The organism is Streptomyces sp. NPDC107471 (assembly GCF_055582845.1).
In genome coordinates this window covers 130,598-148,027 of sequence record NZ_JBVJPC010000014.1, presented here as the reverse complement: position 1 = coordinate 148,027, position 17,430 = coordinate 130,598, and the positions used below count along the sequence as shown (strand labels likewise).

17 protein-coding genes are annotated in these 17,430 nt (G+C 69.2%); 11 read left to right on the top strand and 6 right to left on the bottom strand.

The genetic code is table 11. From position 1 onward, the window contains the following. The first annotated feature begins 116 nt into the window (after positions 1–116). The 3 genes from ACZ66S_RS35850 to ACZ66S_RS35840 all read left to right on the top strand — a co-directional run bounded on the left by ACZ66S_RS35850 (position 117) and on the right by ACZ66S_RS35840 (position 3,210). A complete protein-coding gene (locus tag ACZ66S_RS35850) occupies positions 117–1,490 on the top strand; it encodes an MFS transporter (RefSeq protein WP_469905742.1) in 1,374 nt (457 codons plus the stop codon). Positions 1,491–1,568: 78 nt separating this feature from the next. Next, on the top strand, positions 1,569–2,405 hold the full coding sequence (locus ACZ66S_RS35845; RefSeq protein WP_469905741.1) for an alpha/beta fold hydrolase: 837 nt from the start codon (positions 1,569–1,571) through the stop codon (positions 2,403–2,405). A 115-nt stretch (positions 2,406–2,520) separates the two neighbouring features. Then, a complete protein-coding gene (locus tag ACZ66S_RS35840; protein WP_469905740.1) occupies positions 2,521–3,210 on the top strand; it encodes a type 1 glutamine amidotransferase domain-containing protein in 690 nt (229 codons plus the stop codon). Positions 3,211–3,336: 126 nt separating this feature from the next. Here the strand turns inward: ACZ66S_RS35840 and ACZ66S_RS35835 are convergent, their stop codons facing one another. Continuing rightward, positions 3,337–4,239, bottom strand: a complete 903-nt coding sequence (locus ACZ66S_RS35835; protein ID WP_469905739.1) for an SDR family oxidoreductase — start codon at positions 4,237–4,239, stop codon at positions 3,337–3,339. An 83-nt stretch (positions 4,240–4,322) separates the two neighbouring features. Between ACZ66S_RS35835 and ACZ66S_RS35830 the strand changes: the two genes are divergently transcribed. Further along, entirely contained in the window at positions 4,323–4,910 is a 588-nt protein-coding gene (locus ACZ66S_RS35830; protein WP_469905738.1) for a TetR/AcrR family transcriptional regulator, read from the top strand. Positions 4,911–5,130: 220 nt separating this feature from the next. After that, on the top strand, positions 5,131–6,069 hold the full coding sequence (locus ACZ66S_RS35825) for a tetratricopeptide repeat protein (protein WP_469905737.1): 939 nt from the start codon (positions 5,131–5,133) through the stop codon (positions 6,067–6,069). Positions 6,070–6,185: 116 nt separating this feature from the next. On the opposite strand, the gene ACZ66S_RS35820 is transcribed toward ACZ66S_RS35825, so the two are convergent. Together ACZ66S_RS35820 and ACZ66S_RS35815 are read right to left on the bottom strand one after the other, a co-directional pair. Beyond that, positions 6,186–7,487, bottom strand: coding sequence for an FG-GAP repeat domain-containing protein (locus ACZ66S_RS35820; RefSeq protein WP_469905736.1), 1,302 nt, complete (start codon positions 7,485–7,487; stop codon positions 6,186–6,188). Further along, positions 7,381–9,123: a hypothetical protein gene (locus ACZ66S_RS35815; protein WP_469905735.1), complete on the bottom strand. Its 1,743-nt coding sequence runs from the start codon at positions 9,121–9,123 to the stop codon at positions 7,381–7,383. The genes ACZ66S_RS35820 and ACZ66S_RS35815 overlap by 107 nt, the downstream gene beginning before the upstream one ends. Before the next feature lie 516 nt (positions 9,124–9,639). On the opposite strand from ACZ66S_RS35815, the gene ACZ66S_RS35810 reads away from it, so the two are divergent. From ACZ66S_RS35810 to ACZ66S_RS35795, 4 genes are all read left to right on the top strand, one after another. Continuing rightward, complete coding sequence (locus ACZ66S_RS35810; protein WP_469905734.1) at positions 9,640–9,972, top strand: hypothetical protein; 333 nt, start codon at positions 9,640–9,642, stop codon at positions 9,970–9,972. 145 nt (positions 9,973–10,117) lie between these two features. Next, a complete protein-coding gene (locus ACZ66S_RS35805) occupies positions 10,118–10,975 on the top strand; it encodes an ABC transporter ATP-binding protein (RefSeq protein WP_469905733.1) in 858 nt (285 codons plus the stop codon). Beyond that, positions 10,972–11,733, top strand: coding sequence for an ABC transporter permease (locus tag ACZ66S_RS35800; RefSeq protein WP_469905732.1), 762 nt, complete (start codon positions 10,972–10,974; stop codon positions 11,731–11,733). The genes ACZ66S_RS35805 and ACZ66S_RS35800 overlap by 4 nt, the downstream gene beginning before the upstream one ends. 15 nt (positions 11,734–11,748) lie before the next feature. Continuing rightward, positions 11,749–12,549: a MerR family transcriptional regulator gene (locus tag ACZ66S_RS35795; RefSeq protein WP_469905731.1), complete on the top strand. Its 801-nt coding sequence runs from the start codon at positions 11,749–11,751 to the stop codon at positions 12,547–12,549. Positions 12,550–12,617: 68 nt separating this feature from the next. Here the strand turns inward: ACZ66S_RS35795 and ACZ66S_RS35790 are convergent, their stop codons facing one another. After that, on the bottom strand, positions 12,618–13,208 hold the full coding sequence (locus tag ACZ66S_RS35790) for a TetR/AcrR family transcriptional regulator (RefSeq protein WP_469905730.1): 591 nt from the start codon (positions 13,206–13,208) through the stop codon (positions 12,618–12,620). A gap of 190 nt (positions 13,209–13,398) precedes the next feature. On the opposite strand from ACZ66S_RS35790, the gene ACZ66S_RS35785 reads away from it, so the two are divergent. Further along, entirely contained in the window at positions 13,399–14,340 is a 942-nt protein-coding gene (locus ACZ66S_RS35785) for an alpha/beta fold hydrolase (RefSeq protein ID WP_469905729.1), read from the top strand. A gap of 12 nt (positions 14,341–14,352) precedes the next feature. On the opposite strand, the gene ACZ66S_RS35780 is transcribed toward ACZ66S_RS35785, so the two are convergent. Both ACZ66S_RS35780 and ACZ66S_RS35775 read right to left on the bottom strand, forming a co-directional pair. Continuing rightward, complete coding sequence (locus ACZ66S_RS35780) at positions 14,353–14,934, bottom strand: SMI1/KNR4 family protein (protein ID WP_469905728.1); 582 nt, start codon at positions 14,932–14,934, stop codon at positions 14,353–14,355. Positions 14,935–15,332: 398 nt separating this feature from the next. After that, a complete protein-coding gene (locus ACZ66S_RS35775) occupies positions 15,333–15,782 on the bottom strand; it encodes a hypothetical protein (RefSeq protein ID WP_469905727.1) in 450 nt (149 codons plus the stop codon). A gap of 268 nt (positions 15,783–16,050) precedes the next feature. On the opposite strand from ACZ66S_RS35775, the gene ACZ66S_RS35770 reads away from it, so the two are divergent. After that, positions 16,051–17,214 (top strand): pentapeptide repeat-containing protein, encoded by a 1,164-nt coding sequence (locus tag ACZ66S_RS35770; RefSeq protein ID WP_469905726.1) that lies wholly within the window; start codon positions 16,051–16,053, stop codon positions 17,212–17,214. Positions 17,215–17,430: the final 216 nt, after the last annotated feature.

Sequence of the window (17,430 nt, the reverse complement as noted above, 5' to 3'; positions counted from 1 at the left end):
CTCTTGGCCATTGGCTCCTGGTCATGACTCTCGTTCATGACTCTTGGTCTTGAGCTCTTGACCTTCCCGCACGATGAGCTCTAGACGACCGGTCTACTCTCCCCTATGGTCGAGCCATGCGATCTCGACGAACACCCCGCGTCCCCAACCCCACCACCCCCGGAACCGCCACCTCCACGCCCCCCACCGCCTGGCTGCGCCCCGCCGCCGCGATCCTCGTCGTCGGCTGGGGCGCCAACATGTTCGCCGCGCTGTTGCAGCTCTACCGCAGCGCATTGACCGAGCTCCAGGTCGACGCCCTCTTCGGTTCCTACGCGCTCGGCCTGATCCCGGCCCTGCTGATCATGGCCCGGGTCTCCGACCGGCTCGGGCGCCGACGAGTACTGCTCGCGGCACTCGCACTCTCCGCTCTAGGCTCGGCCGTGATCCTGCTGGCCGACGGCACCTTCGGGCCGACCCTCGCCGGGCGGATCGTCGTCGGGATCAGCGCCGGCGCGGCGTTCGGGCCCGGGACGGCGTGGATCAAGGAGCTGTCCGATGCGGGCGGCGCGGGGCCGGGGACAGGGGCGCGGCGCGCGGCGGTCGCACTGACGGCCGGCTTCGCCGCCGGACCGCTGCTGTCGGGCATCGTCGTCCAGTGGCTCCCCCAACCGAGCGCGACGGCGTACCTGTTGCACATCGCCCTCGTGGCACTGACCGTGCCCGCCACCCGGAACGCCCCGGAAACGACCCACCGCCGTACGGGACTTGAAGGCTCTCCCGGACGCGGGAGCCTGCGAACGGCGCTGACCAGTCGCCGCTTCCTCACCGTGGTCCTGCCGACCGCACCCTGGGTCTTCGGCGCCGCCACCCTGTCCCTCGCGGCGCTGCCCGTCCTGGTGCCCTTGGGGGCGTACGGCCCGGTCGGGAGCGGCGTCGTCGCAGCCGTCACCCTCAGCACGGGTATCGCGGTGCAGCCCTGGGCCCGGCGGCTGGCGGACCGCTCGTCCACGGCGCCGTTCCGCGTGGGCATGGCCGCGGCGGCCACCGGTGTGCTCGTCGCGGCGCTGACCGTGGCCACCGGGTCCCGGGCGCTGATGCTCGCCGCCGCCGTGGTCCTTGGCTCGGCGTACGGTCTGCTGCTGGTCAGCGGGCTGCGTCAGGTGGAGTCGCTGGTCCGCGCGGCGGACGTGGCCTCGGTGACGGCCGTCTTCTACGCCCTGACCTACGTCGGTTTCGCCTTCCCGGTGCTCGTTCAGGCACTGAGCACGTGGTGGACACCGACCGCAGTCCTGACCGCCGGCTCCGCCCTGGCGGTGCTGAGTCTGCTGACGACGTTCCTCGCGCGTCCGCAGGCGCCCCGGTCCGTTCCCGTAACCCCGCTCGCGCGTAGGGCAGTCCCCGCGACGGCACTCCCAACGGCGACAGTCCCCACGCCGACAGTCCACACGGCGGCGGCAACCGCCCACGTACCGGTCACCGCACCCGCACCCGCCACGGCTCGCCATTGACTTCCAGTAGACCGGTCGTATAGAAATATCCCAGCGAAGGCAACCGGCCCCACGGAGGGGCCCGAAAGGATCAGGATCATGGGACGCGTCAAGGTCGGCACCGAGAACAGCACGGACATCGAACTGCACTACGAGGACCAGGGCTCCGGCCGACCGGTCGTCCTGATCCACGGCTACCCCCTCGACGGCTCGTCCTGGGAGGCGCAGACGGCGGCCCTGCTGGACGCCGGCCACCGGGTCATCACCTACGACCGGCGCGGCTTCGGCCGGTCCGACCACCCCGCCACCGGCTACGACTACGACACCTTCGCCGCCGACCTGCACACCCTCCTGGAAGCGCTCGACCTGCGCGACGCGACGCTGGTCGGCTTCTCGATGGGCACCGGCGAGGTCGCCCGCTACCTGGCGACGTACGGTTCGGAGCGCATCGCCAAGGCGGTGTTCCTGGCCTCCCTCCAGCCCTTCCTGGAGATCACCGACGACAATCCGGACGGCGCCGCGCCCCACTCCTTCTTCCAGGGGGTCTCCGACGCGGTGAAGAAGGACCGGTACGCGTTCTTCACCGGCTTCTACGACGACTTCTTCAACCTCGACGAGAACCTCGGCACCCGCGTCAGCGAGGGAGCCGTCCGCAACGCGTGGAACATCGCCGCGTCCTCGGGTGCCCTGGCCTCGGCCGCCGCTCCGCTGACCTGGCCGACCGACTTCCGCGCCGACATCGCCCGCATCGACGTACCCAGCCTGATCGTCCACGGCACGGCCGACCGCACCCTGCCGATCGACGCCACCGGCCGTCGCTTCGCCAAGGCCCTGCCGACCGCGCGGTACGTCGAGATCGAGGGCGCGCCCCACGGCCTGATCGTCACCCACGCGGCCGAGGTCAACGAGGCACTGCTGGACTTCCTCAAGCACTGAGGGATAGATTTTTGCCCACTTAGAGACGACCGGTCTAATAGACAACAGGGCAAGCCGCCGACAACTACGGCAAGCTCGCAAAACCCTCTCTCGACACCCCCAAGGAGACACCACCATGAAGGTCCTCATCGTTCTGACGTCGCACGACGAGCTCGGCAACACCGGCCGCAAGACCGGGTTCTGGCTGGAGGAACTGGCGGCGCCCTACTACCGCTTCAAGGAGGCCGGCTGGGACATGACACTCGCCTCCCCCAAGGGCGGCCGCCCGCCGCTGGACCCGAAGAGCAACGAGCCGGCGTTCCAGACCGACCTGACTCGCCGCTTCGAGGCCGACGCGGAGGCGACAGCCGCGCTCGCAGACACCGTGCGCCTGGACAGCGTCTCGGCCGACGACTTCGACGCCGTCTTCTATCCCGGCGGCCACGGCCCGCTGTGGGACCTGGCCGAGGACACGCACTCCACGCGGCTGATCGAGACGACCCTGCGGGCGGGCAAGCCCCTCGCCGTGGTCTGCCACGCCCCCGGCGTCCTGCGCCACGCCGAGAACGAGGACGGCACGCCGCTGGTCCAGGGCAAGGACGTCACCGGTTTCGCCAACTCCGAGGAGGAGGCGGTCGCCCTCACCGAGGTCGTCCCCTTCCTGGTCGAGGACGAGTTGAAGCACCTCGGCGGCAACTACTCGAAGACCGACGACTGGCAGCCGTACGTCGTCCGCGACGGCCTCCTCATCACCGGCCAGAACCCGGCGTCCTCGGGCCCGGCGGCGGACGCACTGGTCGCCCTCCTCACCGAATCGGCCAAGTGACCGCTCCAGCCGCCTGACGACGTCCGGCCCGCCCCAGCGCAAGGGGCGGGCCGGACGTCGTCAGGCGCCCGTCGGCCCCACCTGGGGCAAGGGGCTCCCCCTCGCGCCAGGTGGGGTCCCGTCCGGTCACAACTGCTGGGCCGCGAGGCGGTCCTGCGCGCTCTGCTCGGGGAAGTGCTTGCGCAGGTCGGACGTCGTCATCCGGTCGAGCAGACGGTCGGGAAGGAAGCGGGCGGCACGAATGAGGAAGGTGGCCGTCGCGCCGATGGTGTAGCGCGTGCGCGGCCTGCGGTCGATCGTGGCCTTGACTATCGTCCGAGCCGCGCGGTCGGCGGTCACGCCCGCCTCGGTGAACGCCTCGACGTGGGAGGGCAGCGCCTGCACGAGAGCGCCGTAGCGCGTGTTCTGCTCCGCGGTCATACGGGAGCCGAGGTGAGTCAAGCTGGTCAAGCCGGTACCGGCCATCCCGGTCCGGACACCGCCCGGCTCGACGACGACCACCTGTACGCCGTGAGGGGCCAGCTCGTTGCGCAGGGCGTCGCTCACCGCTTCCAGGGCGAACTTGCTGGCCGCGTAGGCACCGTAACCGGCCATCGAGAGCTTGCCGTTCAGTGAGCTGATGTTGACGATGCGGCCTTTGCTGCGCACCAGTGCGGGCAGCAAAGCCTGGGTCAGGGCGACATGGCCGAAGACGTTCACCTCGAACAGGCGCCGCCATTCGTCCAGCGGCACCACTTCGATGGGCCCCGCCATGGGAAGGCCGGCGTTGTTGACGAGCGCCCGCAGGACGCGGCCGTGCGGGTCGCTGTCGATGCGCGACACCAGTGCCGCGATGTGTTCCTGGTCGGTGATGTCGAGGATGACCGGCTCGATGCCCGCGGCACGGACGGCCTCGGCGTCGCTGTCGCGTCGAACGCCGGCGAGGACGTGGAAGCCACGGCGGGCCAGTTCCCGTGCGGTTGCCGCGCCCATCCCGGTCGATGCTCCGGTGACGACGACGAGGTCCTGGGTTTCAGATGACTTTGTCACCTGTATGAGTCTGCTCGGGTTCAGATGACATTGTCAACCGGTGTCAGTCACCCCGTGATCACCGCGGCACTAAGATTCCCGGCATGACCAGCCGAGCCGAATCCGCCGCCTCCACGCGTCGCGCCCTGCTCGACGCCGCAGCAGACCTGCTCGACCTCGGCGGTCTCGACGCGGTGACCCTGCGCGCGGTCGGAGCACGGGCCGGCGTGACCCGCGGAGCGCCCTACCGCCACTTCCCCGACAAGGAGAGCCTGCTGACAGCGGTCGGTACGCGCGCGTGGGACCGACTCGGAGCCGAGATGCGGGCCCTGCGCACCGACCCCGACCTGCCGACCACGGAGAAGCTGCGCCGCGGGATCGTCGCGCTCATCAGCCTCGGCCGCTCCCAGCCGCACCTCTACAAGTTGATGTTCAGCAATCCCCCCGGCGACCCGTCGGCACTGGCCCGCGCGGCCGAGCCCAGTCAGTCCGAGTTCCTCTCGATCGTGGCCGAACTGGTCGGCGAGCACGATGCCCAGCGATACGGCGCCCTGCTCATCAGCACGGCCAACGGCATCGCCGGCATGGAAGTGAGCGGGCAGCTACCGGCGGAGAAATGGGGCGGGGTCGCCGCCGAGGAACTCGTGACCATGCTGGTCGGCATGATCGCCGGCGAGGGGAAGCGGGCCTGACGAGCCTTATCACGGTGCTCGTCCGCTCCTGGGACGTGAAGTTGCCTGCCGGGCACCTGTATTGGTCCCGCCCGCTGTTCGCTCGCACTCCCCTCGCAACAAGATCATTGAGTCGTGTCCAGCGAACCATGGGGAGGCCGGCCGACAGCGCCCGGACCAGGGATATCCTCGGACGATGTCGAATCGGTCGGTAGCCGCTGGAGTAGGTCTTGCACGGGTGATGGCGCACTGCGGCGGCAGCGCGTCAGCAGCCGTGCACTATCTGGCGGGTGCCATCGCCTCCGCACCTGAGGACCCCGAGCCCTACGCAGCTCTCGCCGAGTTGTGGAGGGACAAGCCGGCGGAGCTGGCCGAGATCGTTCGGGGCGCCGACTCCTTGCGGACCGTACTGACGCTCTCCTACGTCAACTTCCTCCAGGACGACATGGACGGCGCGGTGCTGGCGCTCGGATCTGTCACGGGTGTGCGGCCCGGTATCGCCTGGGCCAACGCCCCCTGGTTCAGCGAGGAACGCTTCCTCGGTGCGGTGACGGTCGAGGCGCTCGCCGAGGCCGCGATGCGGACGATGGACTACGGCCATGATCTGGACACCGACAGCATGCGGGAACGATTCCGGCCCTGGTTCGCGGCCATCGACCGGGTCTCGGCACGCCGGCCGCTGCCGGAGGCGTTGGCCAAGATGGCGATCCTGCTGCGCGCATGCGGTCTCACCGACGCGTCGTTCGCCCTCTGCGACCAGGCGGACTCCGTGGAGCGGATCATGCTGACGGAAGTCGTGCGGGCGGGCACCTGGCGAAAGCTGGGGGATCCGCAGCAGACCGTGGCGGCGTTCGAGCGCGCTCTCGCCCTGGAACCGGCCAACTGGTCGCTCTACCTCGACCTGGCCGATGTGCATGCCGAGCAGGGCGACTTCAGCTCCGCGGTGCGGCTGATCGACGAGGGGATGCGGCACGAGCCGGCTGAGCTCTCACTTCGCGCGGCCGGGGCTGCCTACCGTGCACGGTTGACCGGTTCGCCTGCCGAGCTGAGCGAACTCGTCGAACTGGCGCCGAAACTGCCGAAGGGCTCGTACCGGAGCCTGCTGATCGATCACGCGTGCGCCGGCCCCGCGCTGCCCGCCGAACTCGTGGCTGCGGCCCGGCGCGTCCAGAACAGTTGAGCTCCGGCTCCTCCACGGACAGCGGTTCCAGCCGCTAGGGGGCCCGCATTGTGACCCCCAAGCCTGAGCAGCGCCTCGCAAAAGCGATGCCGATGCGGTCCTGGATGACGCCGGGTTCACCGCCCGCCCGGCGCGGGGTGAGCGGACAGGTCCTCGTCGGCGAGTGCCGGCTGAGGTCGTGGCCCATGGCCGCCGCAGACGCCTGGGTGACCACCGCACGACGTACGCACCGTGGCCACCCATGAGTTGACGGGACCGCTCAGAACACGCCCTTGTACCCCTGCCACCCCGTCGCAATTTTCGTTGCGGGCACCGAACGACCCCTTGTCGTTACCGGTGTTGCGCCACATCGTGCCCGCGGTGTCCCGGGAGACGATGTCCGCCTTGCCGTCGCCGGTGATGTCGCCGACGCCGACGATGACGTTGTACGACGAGCCCCAGTTCGCGGCGACCTTCACCCGCGCCTTGAAACCGCCCGTGCCGTTCCCGTCGTACCGCCACAGGGTGTTCGACTTGTCCTGGGCCAACAGGTCCCCGCGGCCGTCGCCGTTGAAGTCGCCGACGCCCACGATCTTCTTGTACGTCTTCCAGTTGTCGTAGAGCTTGACCCGTGCCGACAGCTTCCCCGCGCTCGTCCCCTTGTAGAGGTACACGGTGCCGGTGGAGCTGTTGCGGGCGATGAGGTCGGGCCGCCCGTCACCGTTCACGTCTCCCGGCGAGGTCAGGACGTCGTACTGGTTCCAGCCCTTGCCGAGCGAGATGCGCGGGGTGTTCGTGCTGAACGCCTGCCCCTGCCAGGTGCGGTACACCCGCAGTTCGCCGCTGCTGAAGCGGACGAGGACGTCGTTCTGGCGGTCGCCGTTCAGGTCGCCGAACGGGACCAGGGTCACCGAGGAGGGCCAGTCCGAGGCCGACATGGCCTTGCCGATGCCTCCCGTGCCGTTGCCCGGACGGTAGCTGATGACACCGGACGAGTTGAGGGTCATCAGGTCGCCGATGCCGTCGGCCGTCCAGGTGTCGTAGTTGATGAAGTCGCGGCGCACGACGGCTCCGTGGAACACGCGCACCGACCGCGCAACGGTCATCGCGGGCCCCGACCCGTCGGCGGGCGGGGTCGTCAGCTTGAAGGTGTACGTGCCGTTGGGGACGTACGCGCCCCTACCGTCGCGGTTGTCCCAGCGGACGCTCAGGTTGCCCGACACCGCGCCGCCGGAGAACGTACGGACCATCGTGCCGGTGGCCTTGCTGGTGAGCGTGGCCTTCCAGGAGGCGGCAGGCTTGGAGAGCAGCCCGCGCCACTGCCACCACGGTTCACCGCCGATGTTGTAGGCCGCCTCGGACTCGATCACGCCGAGGGCCTGGGTGGCGGCACCGCTGGGCACCAGGTGGATGCGCCGGTCGGCGTCGACGTAGGCCACGGGGCCGTCGAACTTGTCGACGGTCCAAGTGACCCCGCGCAGGCTCGAGTTGCCTGCCCGGAGGTCGCCGATCTTCCGGGTCGTCGCGGTGCCGTCGGCGAAGGAGGTGAGCAGGAGCGCGCCGGCCGCGGTGTCGTGGCGTACGACATAGCCGTCGCCGAGGAGAGCCTCGCCGGAGGGCACGGCTGTGTTCTTCTTCGCCGTACGGTCCCACACCCCGGCCGTCGAGGTCGCACCGCAGGACCAGTAGATCCAACGCCCCACCGTCTGAAGCTCCTTGGGGACGCACGGGGCGCCGGTGGCGATCGTGTCGGGTGACCTTGCCGGTCTTCAGGTCCTTCGCGGTGACGACACCCGTGCCGGAGCCCGGCGTCCACAGCTTGGTGCCCCAGACGGAGGCGGCCGTCACCGGGCGGGTCACGATGGGCTGGAGGTCGGAGTAGACGCCGAGGTCCCCGATGTACTGCTTGGCCGGCGAGGCGCCGTTGACGATCGCGTAACGGCCGTTGACGTCGAGGAGGGATCCGGCGGCCGAGGGCATCCGGAAGAACCCGGCCTCGTCGTCCTTGAGGAGGGACTGGACGTACGAGCCACTGGTGGGGTCGGCGTCGGCGGTGAACGTCACCGCACGGCCGTCCCCGGTGGCGTAGGGGCCCACGTTGTAACCGTCCCAGGTCTGCCAGGTGGGTGCGCCCGGCGTGCCGTCGGCGGCGATGGGCCGGGTGTAGTACGCGCCCATGAAGCCGGCGTCGGCCTCTTCGGTGGCCAGCGTGCCGTTCTGCAACGACAGCCGGTCGATCCTCGCGGCGACCGGCGCCACCGCCGTCAGTTCGGTCAGCGTCGGGGCGGCCGCCCCCGTGTCGGCGACCCGGCGCACCGCCCAGCCGCCGGAATCGGTGCCGCCCACGGCGAGCAGGCCGCCGTCCGGCGCGGTGACGAGGGAGGTGTTCGCGTGCCGGAGCAGGGTGACCGGGTCACCGCCCGTCAGCGGTACGGCCATCAGCCGCTCGCCGGACCTGTCGACCAGGTCCCGCGGGCTCCCCGGCACGGAACGGGCCACCACCAGCCAGTTCCCGGCGATGCCCACGGACGGGGTGCCCTCGGTGCCGGGCAGCGTCAGCTCGGTGCCCGGGGCGGAGAGGTCGGCGCGGTCCAGGACGTGGGCGGACCAGAGACCGGACCACCACACCAGCCGGTCCGCGCTCAGGGCTACGCCGGTGGGCACGGCGTTCAGGGTCACGTCGCCGGTGACCTTCGCGGTGGCCAGGTCGACCAGCGTCAGGTGCCGCACACCGTTCGGCAGCGTGTAGGTGAGGACGGCGGTGGTGCTGTCGCCGCCCAGCACGGTGAAGTCGGTGGTGATGCCGGCCGGCCAGCCCTCCACGGGGGTGCCGTCGGCCGGCGCGCCCGCGCCGTGGAGCCACGGGGTGCGGTTGCTGTCGGTGTCCCGGGCCTGGGTCAGCACGTGGGTGCCGAAGGTGGCCTGGTAGGTGCCGTGGGTGAGGGTGACGTCCGTGCTGGTACCGGCCGCCATGTCCTTGAGGACGACCTTCGCGGTGGGCGAGACGACCTCGGTGACGACGTCGGAGGACGAGCCCAGGTACCCGGGGGTCTCCAGGGAGGGCAGGTCGCCCAACTCCGTTGTCGCGTCGGTGCCGTACGACGTCCACAGGTAGCCGGAACGGCCCTCCTGGGCGTGCAGATACCCACTGGGGCCCGCGCTGCGGATCCGGTCCGCGCGCGGGGCGTACCGGTTGGACTGGAAGACCTTCTCCGCCGCGAGGGCGCTAGGCGGACACGGGGGCCGCGACGGTGATCCCTCCGCCGGTCGCGGCGAGGACCGTCAGTGCGGCTATGACCCCGCGGGCAGTGGGGTACGTCTGGCCAACGTCGGCTCCTGGGCCTCTGGTCGGAACAAAGGCATGGCCTGACGGGACGACGGCAGCCCAACAGGCGCACGTCCCATGAACGGTGGAATGTCCACGGCCCCCCGGCCGTCCCCCCAAGCACAGCCGCATGAGGCTAACACCAGCCGGTGCGGCACGGCCGTGCCGGGGACCACGGCTGTTCCGTCAGGTCGGTGGGGAACCACCCCTTGCGGTGAGCGGATACTCGCGCGACTCCGGCGTAGCGGATGTGGCAGCCTGCGGACATGCCAGAGCTGCGCGTTCATGCAGGCCGCCACTACGCCATCCAGTTTCACTACGCCCTGCCGGACGACGCCTGGTGCGTGGAGCTGAGCGAGGCCGTACCGGCGCCTGCCGCGTGGGCCGGCATTCCCGACGCAGCCACTCACCTCCCTGGACGCGCTTTCGTGGTGGCCGTCATACCCGACGAGGACCCGAGCCTGGAGCCGACCGTCCACATCCACAGCTACGACGAGCACGTCATCCCGTACGCGATCATGAGCTGGTTCATGGAGCAGGTGGCCGAGCAGGTTGAACGGTGCCGCCTCGCGTTGGAACAAGGAGCACCCGAGGCATGACTGGGCAAGGACCGCTCTTCCCTGGCCGTGGAAGCCGCGTCTGATCCGAGGCGGCTTGACCTTGACGTAGGGTCAACCCTCCATCCTTTCGGCACGGTTGTCCTCGCAGTCGCGTGGAACCGGTCCGCGAAGGAGACAGATGACCATGACGGCCCAGACGATCGCCGGTCCGGCGATGCGCGTGCGGGGGCTGGTGAAGTCGTACGGGAAGCTCGAAGTGCTGCGCGGTGTGGATTTCGACGTGGCGTCCGGCAGCATCTTCGCCCTGCTCGGCTCCAACGGGGCGGGCAAGACCACCACCGTGAGGATCCTCGCCACGCTCCTGCGAGCCGACGCGGGGACCGCGAGCGTCAACGGCTTCGATGTCACGACGGAACCCACGAACGTGCGGGAATCGATCAGTCTCACGGGGCAGTTCGCCGCCGTCGACGAGATGCTCAGCGGTCGGGAGAACCTCGTACTGGTCGCCAGACTGCGCCACCTCGCGGACCCGGGCGCGATCGCGGACGACCTGCTGAGGCGCTTCTCCCTGAGCGAGGCCGGCGCACGACGCGTGTCCACGTATTCGGGTGGGATGCGCCGCCGCCTGGACATCGCGATGAGCCTCATCGGCGATTCGCCGGTGATCTTCCTGGACGAGCCGACGTCCGGACTCGACCCGGAAGCACGTATCGAGGTGTGGGAGGCGGTCAAAGAACTCGCCGGCCAGGGGACGACGGTGCTGCTCACCACGCAGTATCTGGAGGAGGCCGAGCAACTGGCCGACCGCATCGCCATCCTCCACCAGGGTCGGATCATCGTGAACGGCACCCTCGCCGAGCTCAAGCAGCTCTACCCGCCCGCCAAGGTCGAGTACGTCGAGAAGCAGCCGACTCTGGAGGAGATCTTCCTCGCGGTCATCGGCAGCGGCGGTGACGACGGAGGCGGTGACCGCGGAGGCGGTGACCGCGGAGGCGGCGGCCGGAATGACGCCATTGCCACGACGTCCGGGGGCCAGGAATGAGCGGGTACTTCTTCAGCGACACCGCCGCCCTGACGGGGCGGACCCTGCGGCATGTCACGCGCAGTATGGACACCATCATCACGACCGCCATCACACCGGTCGCCATGATGCTGATGTTCGTCTATGTCTTCGGCGGCGCCATCGACACCGGGTCGGTCCCGTACGTGAACTACATGCTGCCCGGCATCCTGCTCATGACCATCGCCTCGGGCATCTCCTACACCGCGTACCGGCTGTTCACCGACGTGAAGAGCGGGATCTTCGAGCGGTTCCAGTCCATGCCGATCGCGCGGTCAGGTGTGCTGTGGGCGCATGTCGTCACGTCCCTGGTCGCCAACGTGATCGCGCTCGTGCTCGTCGTGGCGGTCGCTGTGCTCATGGGCTTCCGCTCCGGGGCCGGAGTGTGGGCGTGGCTCGCCGTCGCAGGCATCCTGCTCCTGTTCACCCTGGCACTCACCTGGCTCGCCGTGATCCCCGGGCTGTCCGCGTCCTCGGTGGAGGGGGCGGGCGCGTTCGCCTACCCGCTCATCTTCCTGCCGTTCGTCAGCTCGGCGTTCGTGCCCACGAGGACGATGCCCGGCCCGGTGCGCTGGTTCGCCGAGAACCAGCCGGTGACGTCGATCGTCAACACGATCCGCGCTCTGTTCATGGAGAAGCCGGTCGGCGACGACATCTGGATCGCGCTCGCGTGGTGTGCGGGCATCCTCGTCGTGGCGTACGTCTTCGCGATGAGCGCCTACCGCCGAAGGATCGCCTGAGGCAGGCTGAGGTCCATGCTCACCATCAGCCAACTGGCGACGTACGCCGGGGTGACGGTACGGGCGGTACGCCATTACCACAAGATCGGACTGCTCCCCGAGCCCCGGCGCGACCGGTCCGGGTACCGCACCTACGACTCCACCGCGGTCGTACGCCTGATCCGGATCCGCACCCTGGCCGACGCCGGCGTGCCGCTGGCCAGGGTGCAGGAGCTGCTCGACGCCGGTCCGGGGGAATTCCTCGGCGGCGTCCAGGAGATCGACAGGCAACTGCGCGCCGAGATACGGCGGTTGCAGGACACCCGCCGACGGCTCGCCCGACTCGCCGCCGGAGAGCACCTCGCGCTCCCGCAGAGTGTCGTGGACTACCTCGACCGACTGCGGGGCCTCGGCGTCGTGGAGCAGTACATCGAGCTGGAGCGGGATGCCTGGATCATGATCGCCGCGCAGGTGCCGGACCTGATCGACGCGGTGATCGCCAAGAAGCACGAGGAGCTGGACGACCCCGACATGGTGCGGCTCTACGGCTTCTTCACCGGGGACCTCGACTGGCGGCCCGGCGATCCCCGGATCGTGGAGCTCGCCGACGTTCTGGAGCGTCTGTTGATCCGCGCAGTGGAGGCCGGCGAGACGGGTGACGACAGCTTCGACGAACAGTTCGTCGCCCTGATGGACTCCGCCGTGGTCGAGTGGGCACCGGGCGCCGAACACGTGCTGGCGATTCTGCAGGAGCGCGGCTGGAAGGGCTGGACCCGCATAGAACGAGTGCCGGCCGACAGACTCACCTCAGGGCCACTCCCGTCAGCGCTGGACTGACGACGAGCTACAGGCCCCGAGACGGCGAAGGCCCCGGCACCCCACCATCCGCTGACAGTCTGTGGAAGCTAGCGGCGCGTGCGCAACGCCTGCGAGAGCGCGCCAAGAGTCACGTCCACCACGGCCCGAAGCTGTTCCGGACTCGCCCCGGCCCTGCTCATGACGGCGAGAGACTGGTTCACGGCCGCGGCGTGCACGGCGAAGGACTCGGCGTCCTGGTCGGCCAGTCGGCCGGCCTTCAGCGCGGTGCGCAGGCGCTGGAGCTGGAAGCCGAGCGCCCTTCTTGCGTGCTCCGCAACGGTCGGGCTCAGCGCCGGAATCGCCATGGCCGACTGGGCGATCAGGCAGCCATCGGGCAGTTCGGGATCGGCGATGCGCTCAAGGGTGACTTCGAAGAACGCGCGGACAGCCCCAAGGGGCTCGGAGGCCGCACACGACAAGGCATCGTCGAACTTGCCGCCGTAACGCGCGGCATAGCGATCAAGACATTGCAGGAGCAGCGTGTCCTTGTCGCCGAACGAGGAGTAGATCGAGCTGCGGTTCAGGCCGGTTGCCCGGGACAGGTCGTCGACTGAGGTGTCGGCGTAACCCGCGCGCCAGAACTGAATCATCGCGGCGTCGAGTGCCGTATCCATGTCGAACTGCTTCTTGCCTGCCACGTGGGCCGCCCTTGCCGGTGTGTCGGTGTTCCGATGTTGCCCGCATCCTATCTTGAACTGAACGTTTCAGGATGTGCTAGCTTGCGAATGTGGTCGTGGATCGGGCGTCCCCGCAAACGGAGACAGCCCGCAGGCGCACCACCTGGCCATCCTGCGCTGCGACCTGTGGGCGTCGCCACACCCCACCCCGATGGAGGACCCCATGACCGTCTCCGAAAGCAGCTTCGCCCGCGACCTGCCCCTGCACGACCTGCCTCTCCACGACCTGCCCGGGTTCACCCACCACTGGGTCGACGCGAACGGCATCCGACTGCATGCCGTCGAAGGCGGCCGACGGGAAGGCCCGGCCGTCGTCCTGCTCGCCGGGTTCCCACAAACCTGGTGGGCCTGGCGAAAGGTCATGCCCAGCCTCGCCGACCGGTTCCGCGTCATCGCGCTCGACCTGCCGGGCCAGGGCCACTCCGAACGCCCGGAGGGCAGCTACGACACCCACACGGTCGCCGCTCGCGTCCACGCCGCGGTTACGGCACTTGAAGTGCAGACTTACTGGCTGGCCGCCCACGACATCGGCGCCTGGGTCGCCTTCTCCCTCGCCCTCACCTACGAGCGCCACCTACACGGGGTCGCCCTGCTCGACGCCGGGATCCCCGGCATCACCCTCCCGGAGGCGATTCCCACCGACCCGGCCCGGGCGTGGAAGACATGGCATTTCGCGTTCCACCTCGTGCCCGACCTGCCCGAAACCCTGCTCACCGGTCGCGAACGGGAGTACGTGGACTGGTTCCTGAAGACGAAAGCCCTCGCTCCCGGCATCTTCGACGACACCGACCTCGACCACTACGCAGCGGCCCTCGCCGCCGACGGCGGCCTGCGCGCTTCCCTCGCCTACTACCGGGACGCCGCCGAGTCGGCGCGCAAGAACCACGAGGCACTCGACCGACAACACCTGACCGTGCCCATCCTCGGCATCTCCAGCAGCCACGGGTCCATCCCGGACATGGCAGCCTCCATCAGCCCCTGGGCCGACAACGCCACCGGAGTCGTCGTGCCGGGGGCCGGGCACTTCATTCCCGACGAGCAGCCGGAAGCTGTTGCTGCGGCGATAGCGGACTTCGTCGGCGACGGGGGCTGACGCTCGTAGGCATCAGAACTCCCAGTCCAGTTCGTCCTCGTCGACTGCGACAGGGAGGTAGCCGTCCACCTCCTGGCCGGTCTCCAGGGCCGTTGCTGTCGCATCCAGGAGAGCCGGGAGGGATGCCCACATGGGGTGCGGCGGAAAGAAACATCCTGTTTCGTGGTCGGCCTTGCCGATCCTGCCGCGGCGACGGTGGGGGCGCTGGTCGACGACGAGGTAGTCCCCTGCACCGTCGTAGGCGAAAGGGATGAACTGGGGGTGCCACCACGGCCCGTACTCCCCCTCGGGGTCGCCTTCCTCGTCTCCCGCGCGTTCAGCTCCGCTGATCTTCATGCGCGTCTGCCATGCCCCGGTGATGTTCTGCACCTCCAGCAGGGACCAGAAGGGCGGCAACAGGTCGTATTGGCTCATGCCGTTGTGCCGTAGCAGGGACTCCACCAAGGGCTCGGGGAACTGCTGGCCAACGGCCAGCTCAGCCTCGGCGATTGCCGAGCGCTCCGCGGGAGGTTCAAGAGCAGCGAACGTACGAGGCGTGTGCCGGGCAAGCCATGCGTCCATGCGGTTCCAGGACTCGGGGATCGACGAGGTCATTCCTGGGATCGTGCCAGTACGGCCGGCGGTCCGAAGCGAGGATTCGAGACGGGTTGGCCAGGAGAGGGCGGCGGCATAAGCGACCTCTGGCACACGCACATGTGGCCCTGGCCGGGAATACGTGGAATCCGGTCAGGGCCACATCCGTGCCTGTGGGAGTGAAGGGCGGTCGCCTACGCGGCGAAAGGCTCTGCGGGGCTTCAGCCGAACGATCGTCCCCGCAGGCAATAGATGAGGCCCGGGGACACTGTCCCCTTCACTCCCACGCTCTGCACAACATCCCCGGCTGGGTGGACATTCCCTCCCGGCAGACAAGGCCGGCCCGGCAGATCCGAGTCGTCCCTCACGACATCCACGGAACCTGGGCTCCCGCGAGCCCTACCGCAGTCAACGCACCGCTATGTCCCTGCCGTGTGCGTCATCACGTACGTGTTCCCGATGTCGGGATCGCCGTAGAAGAAGAACAGCTTCAACTTGTCGTGCTGGTCGCGGTCCACGTAGAAGGACCACGTGTACGTCGAGGGGGGTTCAGGGGCCGTGCTGTCGGTGGCCGTCGCGAGGGAACGGGTCTCCACTCGGGTCCGGGCCGTCAGGGCGACTCTGACGACCTGTCCGCCATCGTCGTCGATGAGTCGCCAGGTGCCCGTGCCGGAGAGGCGCCAGCCGTCCTCGAAGTCGAAGTCCTGCCCGTCGAGCTTTTCGAGAAGAGCAGTCCTGTCCTTGCGAAGGACTACGCGGGTCCCCTCGACGTTCTCCCAGCCCCCGGCGACTTCGGTGGCCGTGGTGTCGTGGACCCCTGTGCCGTCGTAGTACTGGTACGGGCCGGCGCATGCCGTAAGGGCAGCCAAACTTGTCAGGAAACCACCGACGCGCACCCCCCACGCGCGCAGCCTGCTGACACCCGCCACCAAGATCTCCCCCCTCAGCCCATATCGACCAACCAATGCGCGTGGGCTTCCGGAGACACCCTGCCAGACAAGTTGAACATGTTCAATTCCGTGACCGACTTCCTTGTTTTCCGTCCCGGACGGGGACGGGGAGGGCCAGTCAGTGCGAGCTCCGATCCGGCACAGCGCTCTTGATCGTCAACTGAGCGGCGCCTAGGCTCTCATGCTCATGGGGACGGGGGAAGCAGACCGCGGACGGCGGGCCGCCTGGCGCGACGGGCAGGTCAGGCGTCGAGTGGCCGCAGGTCTGCTGGGCGGGGCAGGGCTGGCCGTTCTGGGCACGGTGTTCGTCGTCGTGCCCGGGGTGGTGGTCGACCACGATCTCGCCGGGGCGAGCGTCGCCGCGCAGGATCGACTGAAGGCGGTGAACGATGTCCGTACGACACTTCTGCAGGTGGTCGGCGGCCTGGTCGTGCTCTTCGGTGCCCTTGCCACCTGGCGGCAACTGCGGGTGAGCCAGGACGGATTGCGTGCCACCCAGGAGGGTTACGTCACCGACCGGTTCAGTCGAGCCGTCGACCAACTCGGCAGCGACAAGATGGATGTGCGCATCGGCGGGTTGCACGCGTTGTGGCGTATCGCGGAGCAGTCCGCCCGCGACCGGGAGGCCATCATCTCCATCCAGGCCGCCTATCTGCGTACGCATCTCCCCTGGCCGCCCGCCGGACCGGAGTCACCGGCAGCGGACGTGTCCATCAACGACGTCGCTCCGCTGGAGACCCGCGCCGCCGACACCCAGGTGGCGCTGACCGCGCTCGGCGTGCTGTGCCAGCACCGGGAGCACTCCTGGGTCAATATGAGCGCCACCGACCTGCGCCGGGCCGACTGCGACGGGCTGTGGTTCCCCGAGGTCAACTTCGACCGCGCTTGCATGGAGGCGGCGGGCCTGTACCACGCCAAGCTGACCCAGGCGTCCCTGGTCTCGGTCAACCTGCGGCACGCCGACCTCACGACGGCGATTCTCCGCCGGGCGCGTTGCGTCCTGGCCGACCTACGGGCCGCGAAGCTGGTCGAAACCGACCTGCGCGAGGCCGACTTCAGCGATTCCGACCTGCGCGAGGCGAACCTGCGCAAGGCCGTCGCCCACGGTGCCGTCTTCCACCGCGCCGACCTCCGCATGGCCGACCTGCGAGGAGCCGACTTGAGCACCGCCAGCCTTCTCGAAGCACGCCTCACCGGCGCCCTTGCCAGTGAACGTACCCGCTGGCCCGCCGACTTCGACCACATGGCCGCCGGGGTGGTCGACACCGAAGACCCCGGCCCCGAGCCCTCTCCCCTGCTCCAGCCGCCCGGCATGACGTGGGAGGCACCGCCGCTGCGGTCCATGCCCTGATCAAGACGCGTCGGTCAAGTCTGCGGCCGCCACTGCGTTCCGGCTGACCGGCGTCGCTCTCTTTCGTCACCGGCGTCCTGCTCGCGCGGATTCCTCGCGACCGTGCGGAGCCAGCGACTCCCGTTACGGCATCGTCCGCGCAACGTGCGTAGCCACCTCACGCACTACCTCGGCGAGTTGTCCTCCTGGCCTTCCGCCCTCCCCCACCGCACCCAA

Coding starts and splice junctions, on each gene's coding strand:
- ACZ66S_RS35850 (WP_469905742.1), top strand. CDS start 117: ATGCGATCTCGACGAACACCCCGCGTCCCCAACCCCACCACCCCCGGA.
- ACZ66S_RS35845 (WP_469905741.1), top strand. CDS start 1,569: ATGGGACGCGTCAAGGTCGGCACCGAGAACAGCACGGACATCGAACTG.
- ACZ66S_RS35840 (WP_469905740.1), top strand. CDS start 2,521: ATGAAGGTCCTCATCGTTCTGACGTCGCACGACGAGCTCGGCAACACC.
- ACZ66S_RS35830 (WP_469905738.1), top strand. CDS start 4,323: ATGACCAGCCGAGCCGAATCCGCCGCCTCCACGCGTCGCGCCCTGCTC.
- ACZ66S_RS35825 (WP_469905737.1), top strand. CDS start 5,131: ATGGCGCACTGCGGCGGCAGCGCGTCAGCAGCCGTGCACTATCTGGCG.
- ACZ66S_RS35810 (WP_469905734.1), top strand. CDS start 9,640: ATGCCAGAGCTGCGCGTTCATGCAGGCCGCCACTACGCCATCCAGTTT.
- ACZ66S_RS35805 (WP_469905733.1), top strand. CDS start 10,118: ATGACGGCCCAGACGATCGCCGGTCCGGCGATGCGCGTGCGGGGGCTG.
- ACZ66S_RS35800 (WP_469905732.1), top strand. CDS start 10,972: ATGAGCGGGTACTTCTTCAGCGACACCGCCGCCCTGACGGGGCGGACC.
- ACZ66S_RS35795 (WP_469905731.1), top strand. CDS start 11,749: ATGCTCACCATCAGCCAACTGGCGACGTACGCCGGGGTGACGGTACGG.
- ACZ66S_RS35785 (WP_469905729.1), top strand. CDS start 13,399: ATGGAGGACCCCATGACCGTCTCCGAAAGCAGCTTCGCCCGCGACCTG.
- ACZ66S_RS35780 (WP_469905728.1), bottom strand. CDS start 14,934: ATGACCTCGTCGATCCCCGAGTCCTGGAACCGCATGGACGCATGGCTT.
- ACZ66S_RS35770 (WP_469905726.1), top strand. CDS start 16,051: ATGGGGACGGGGGAAGCAGACCGCGGACGGCGGGCCGCCTGGCGCGAC.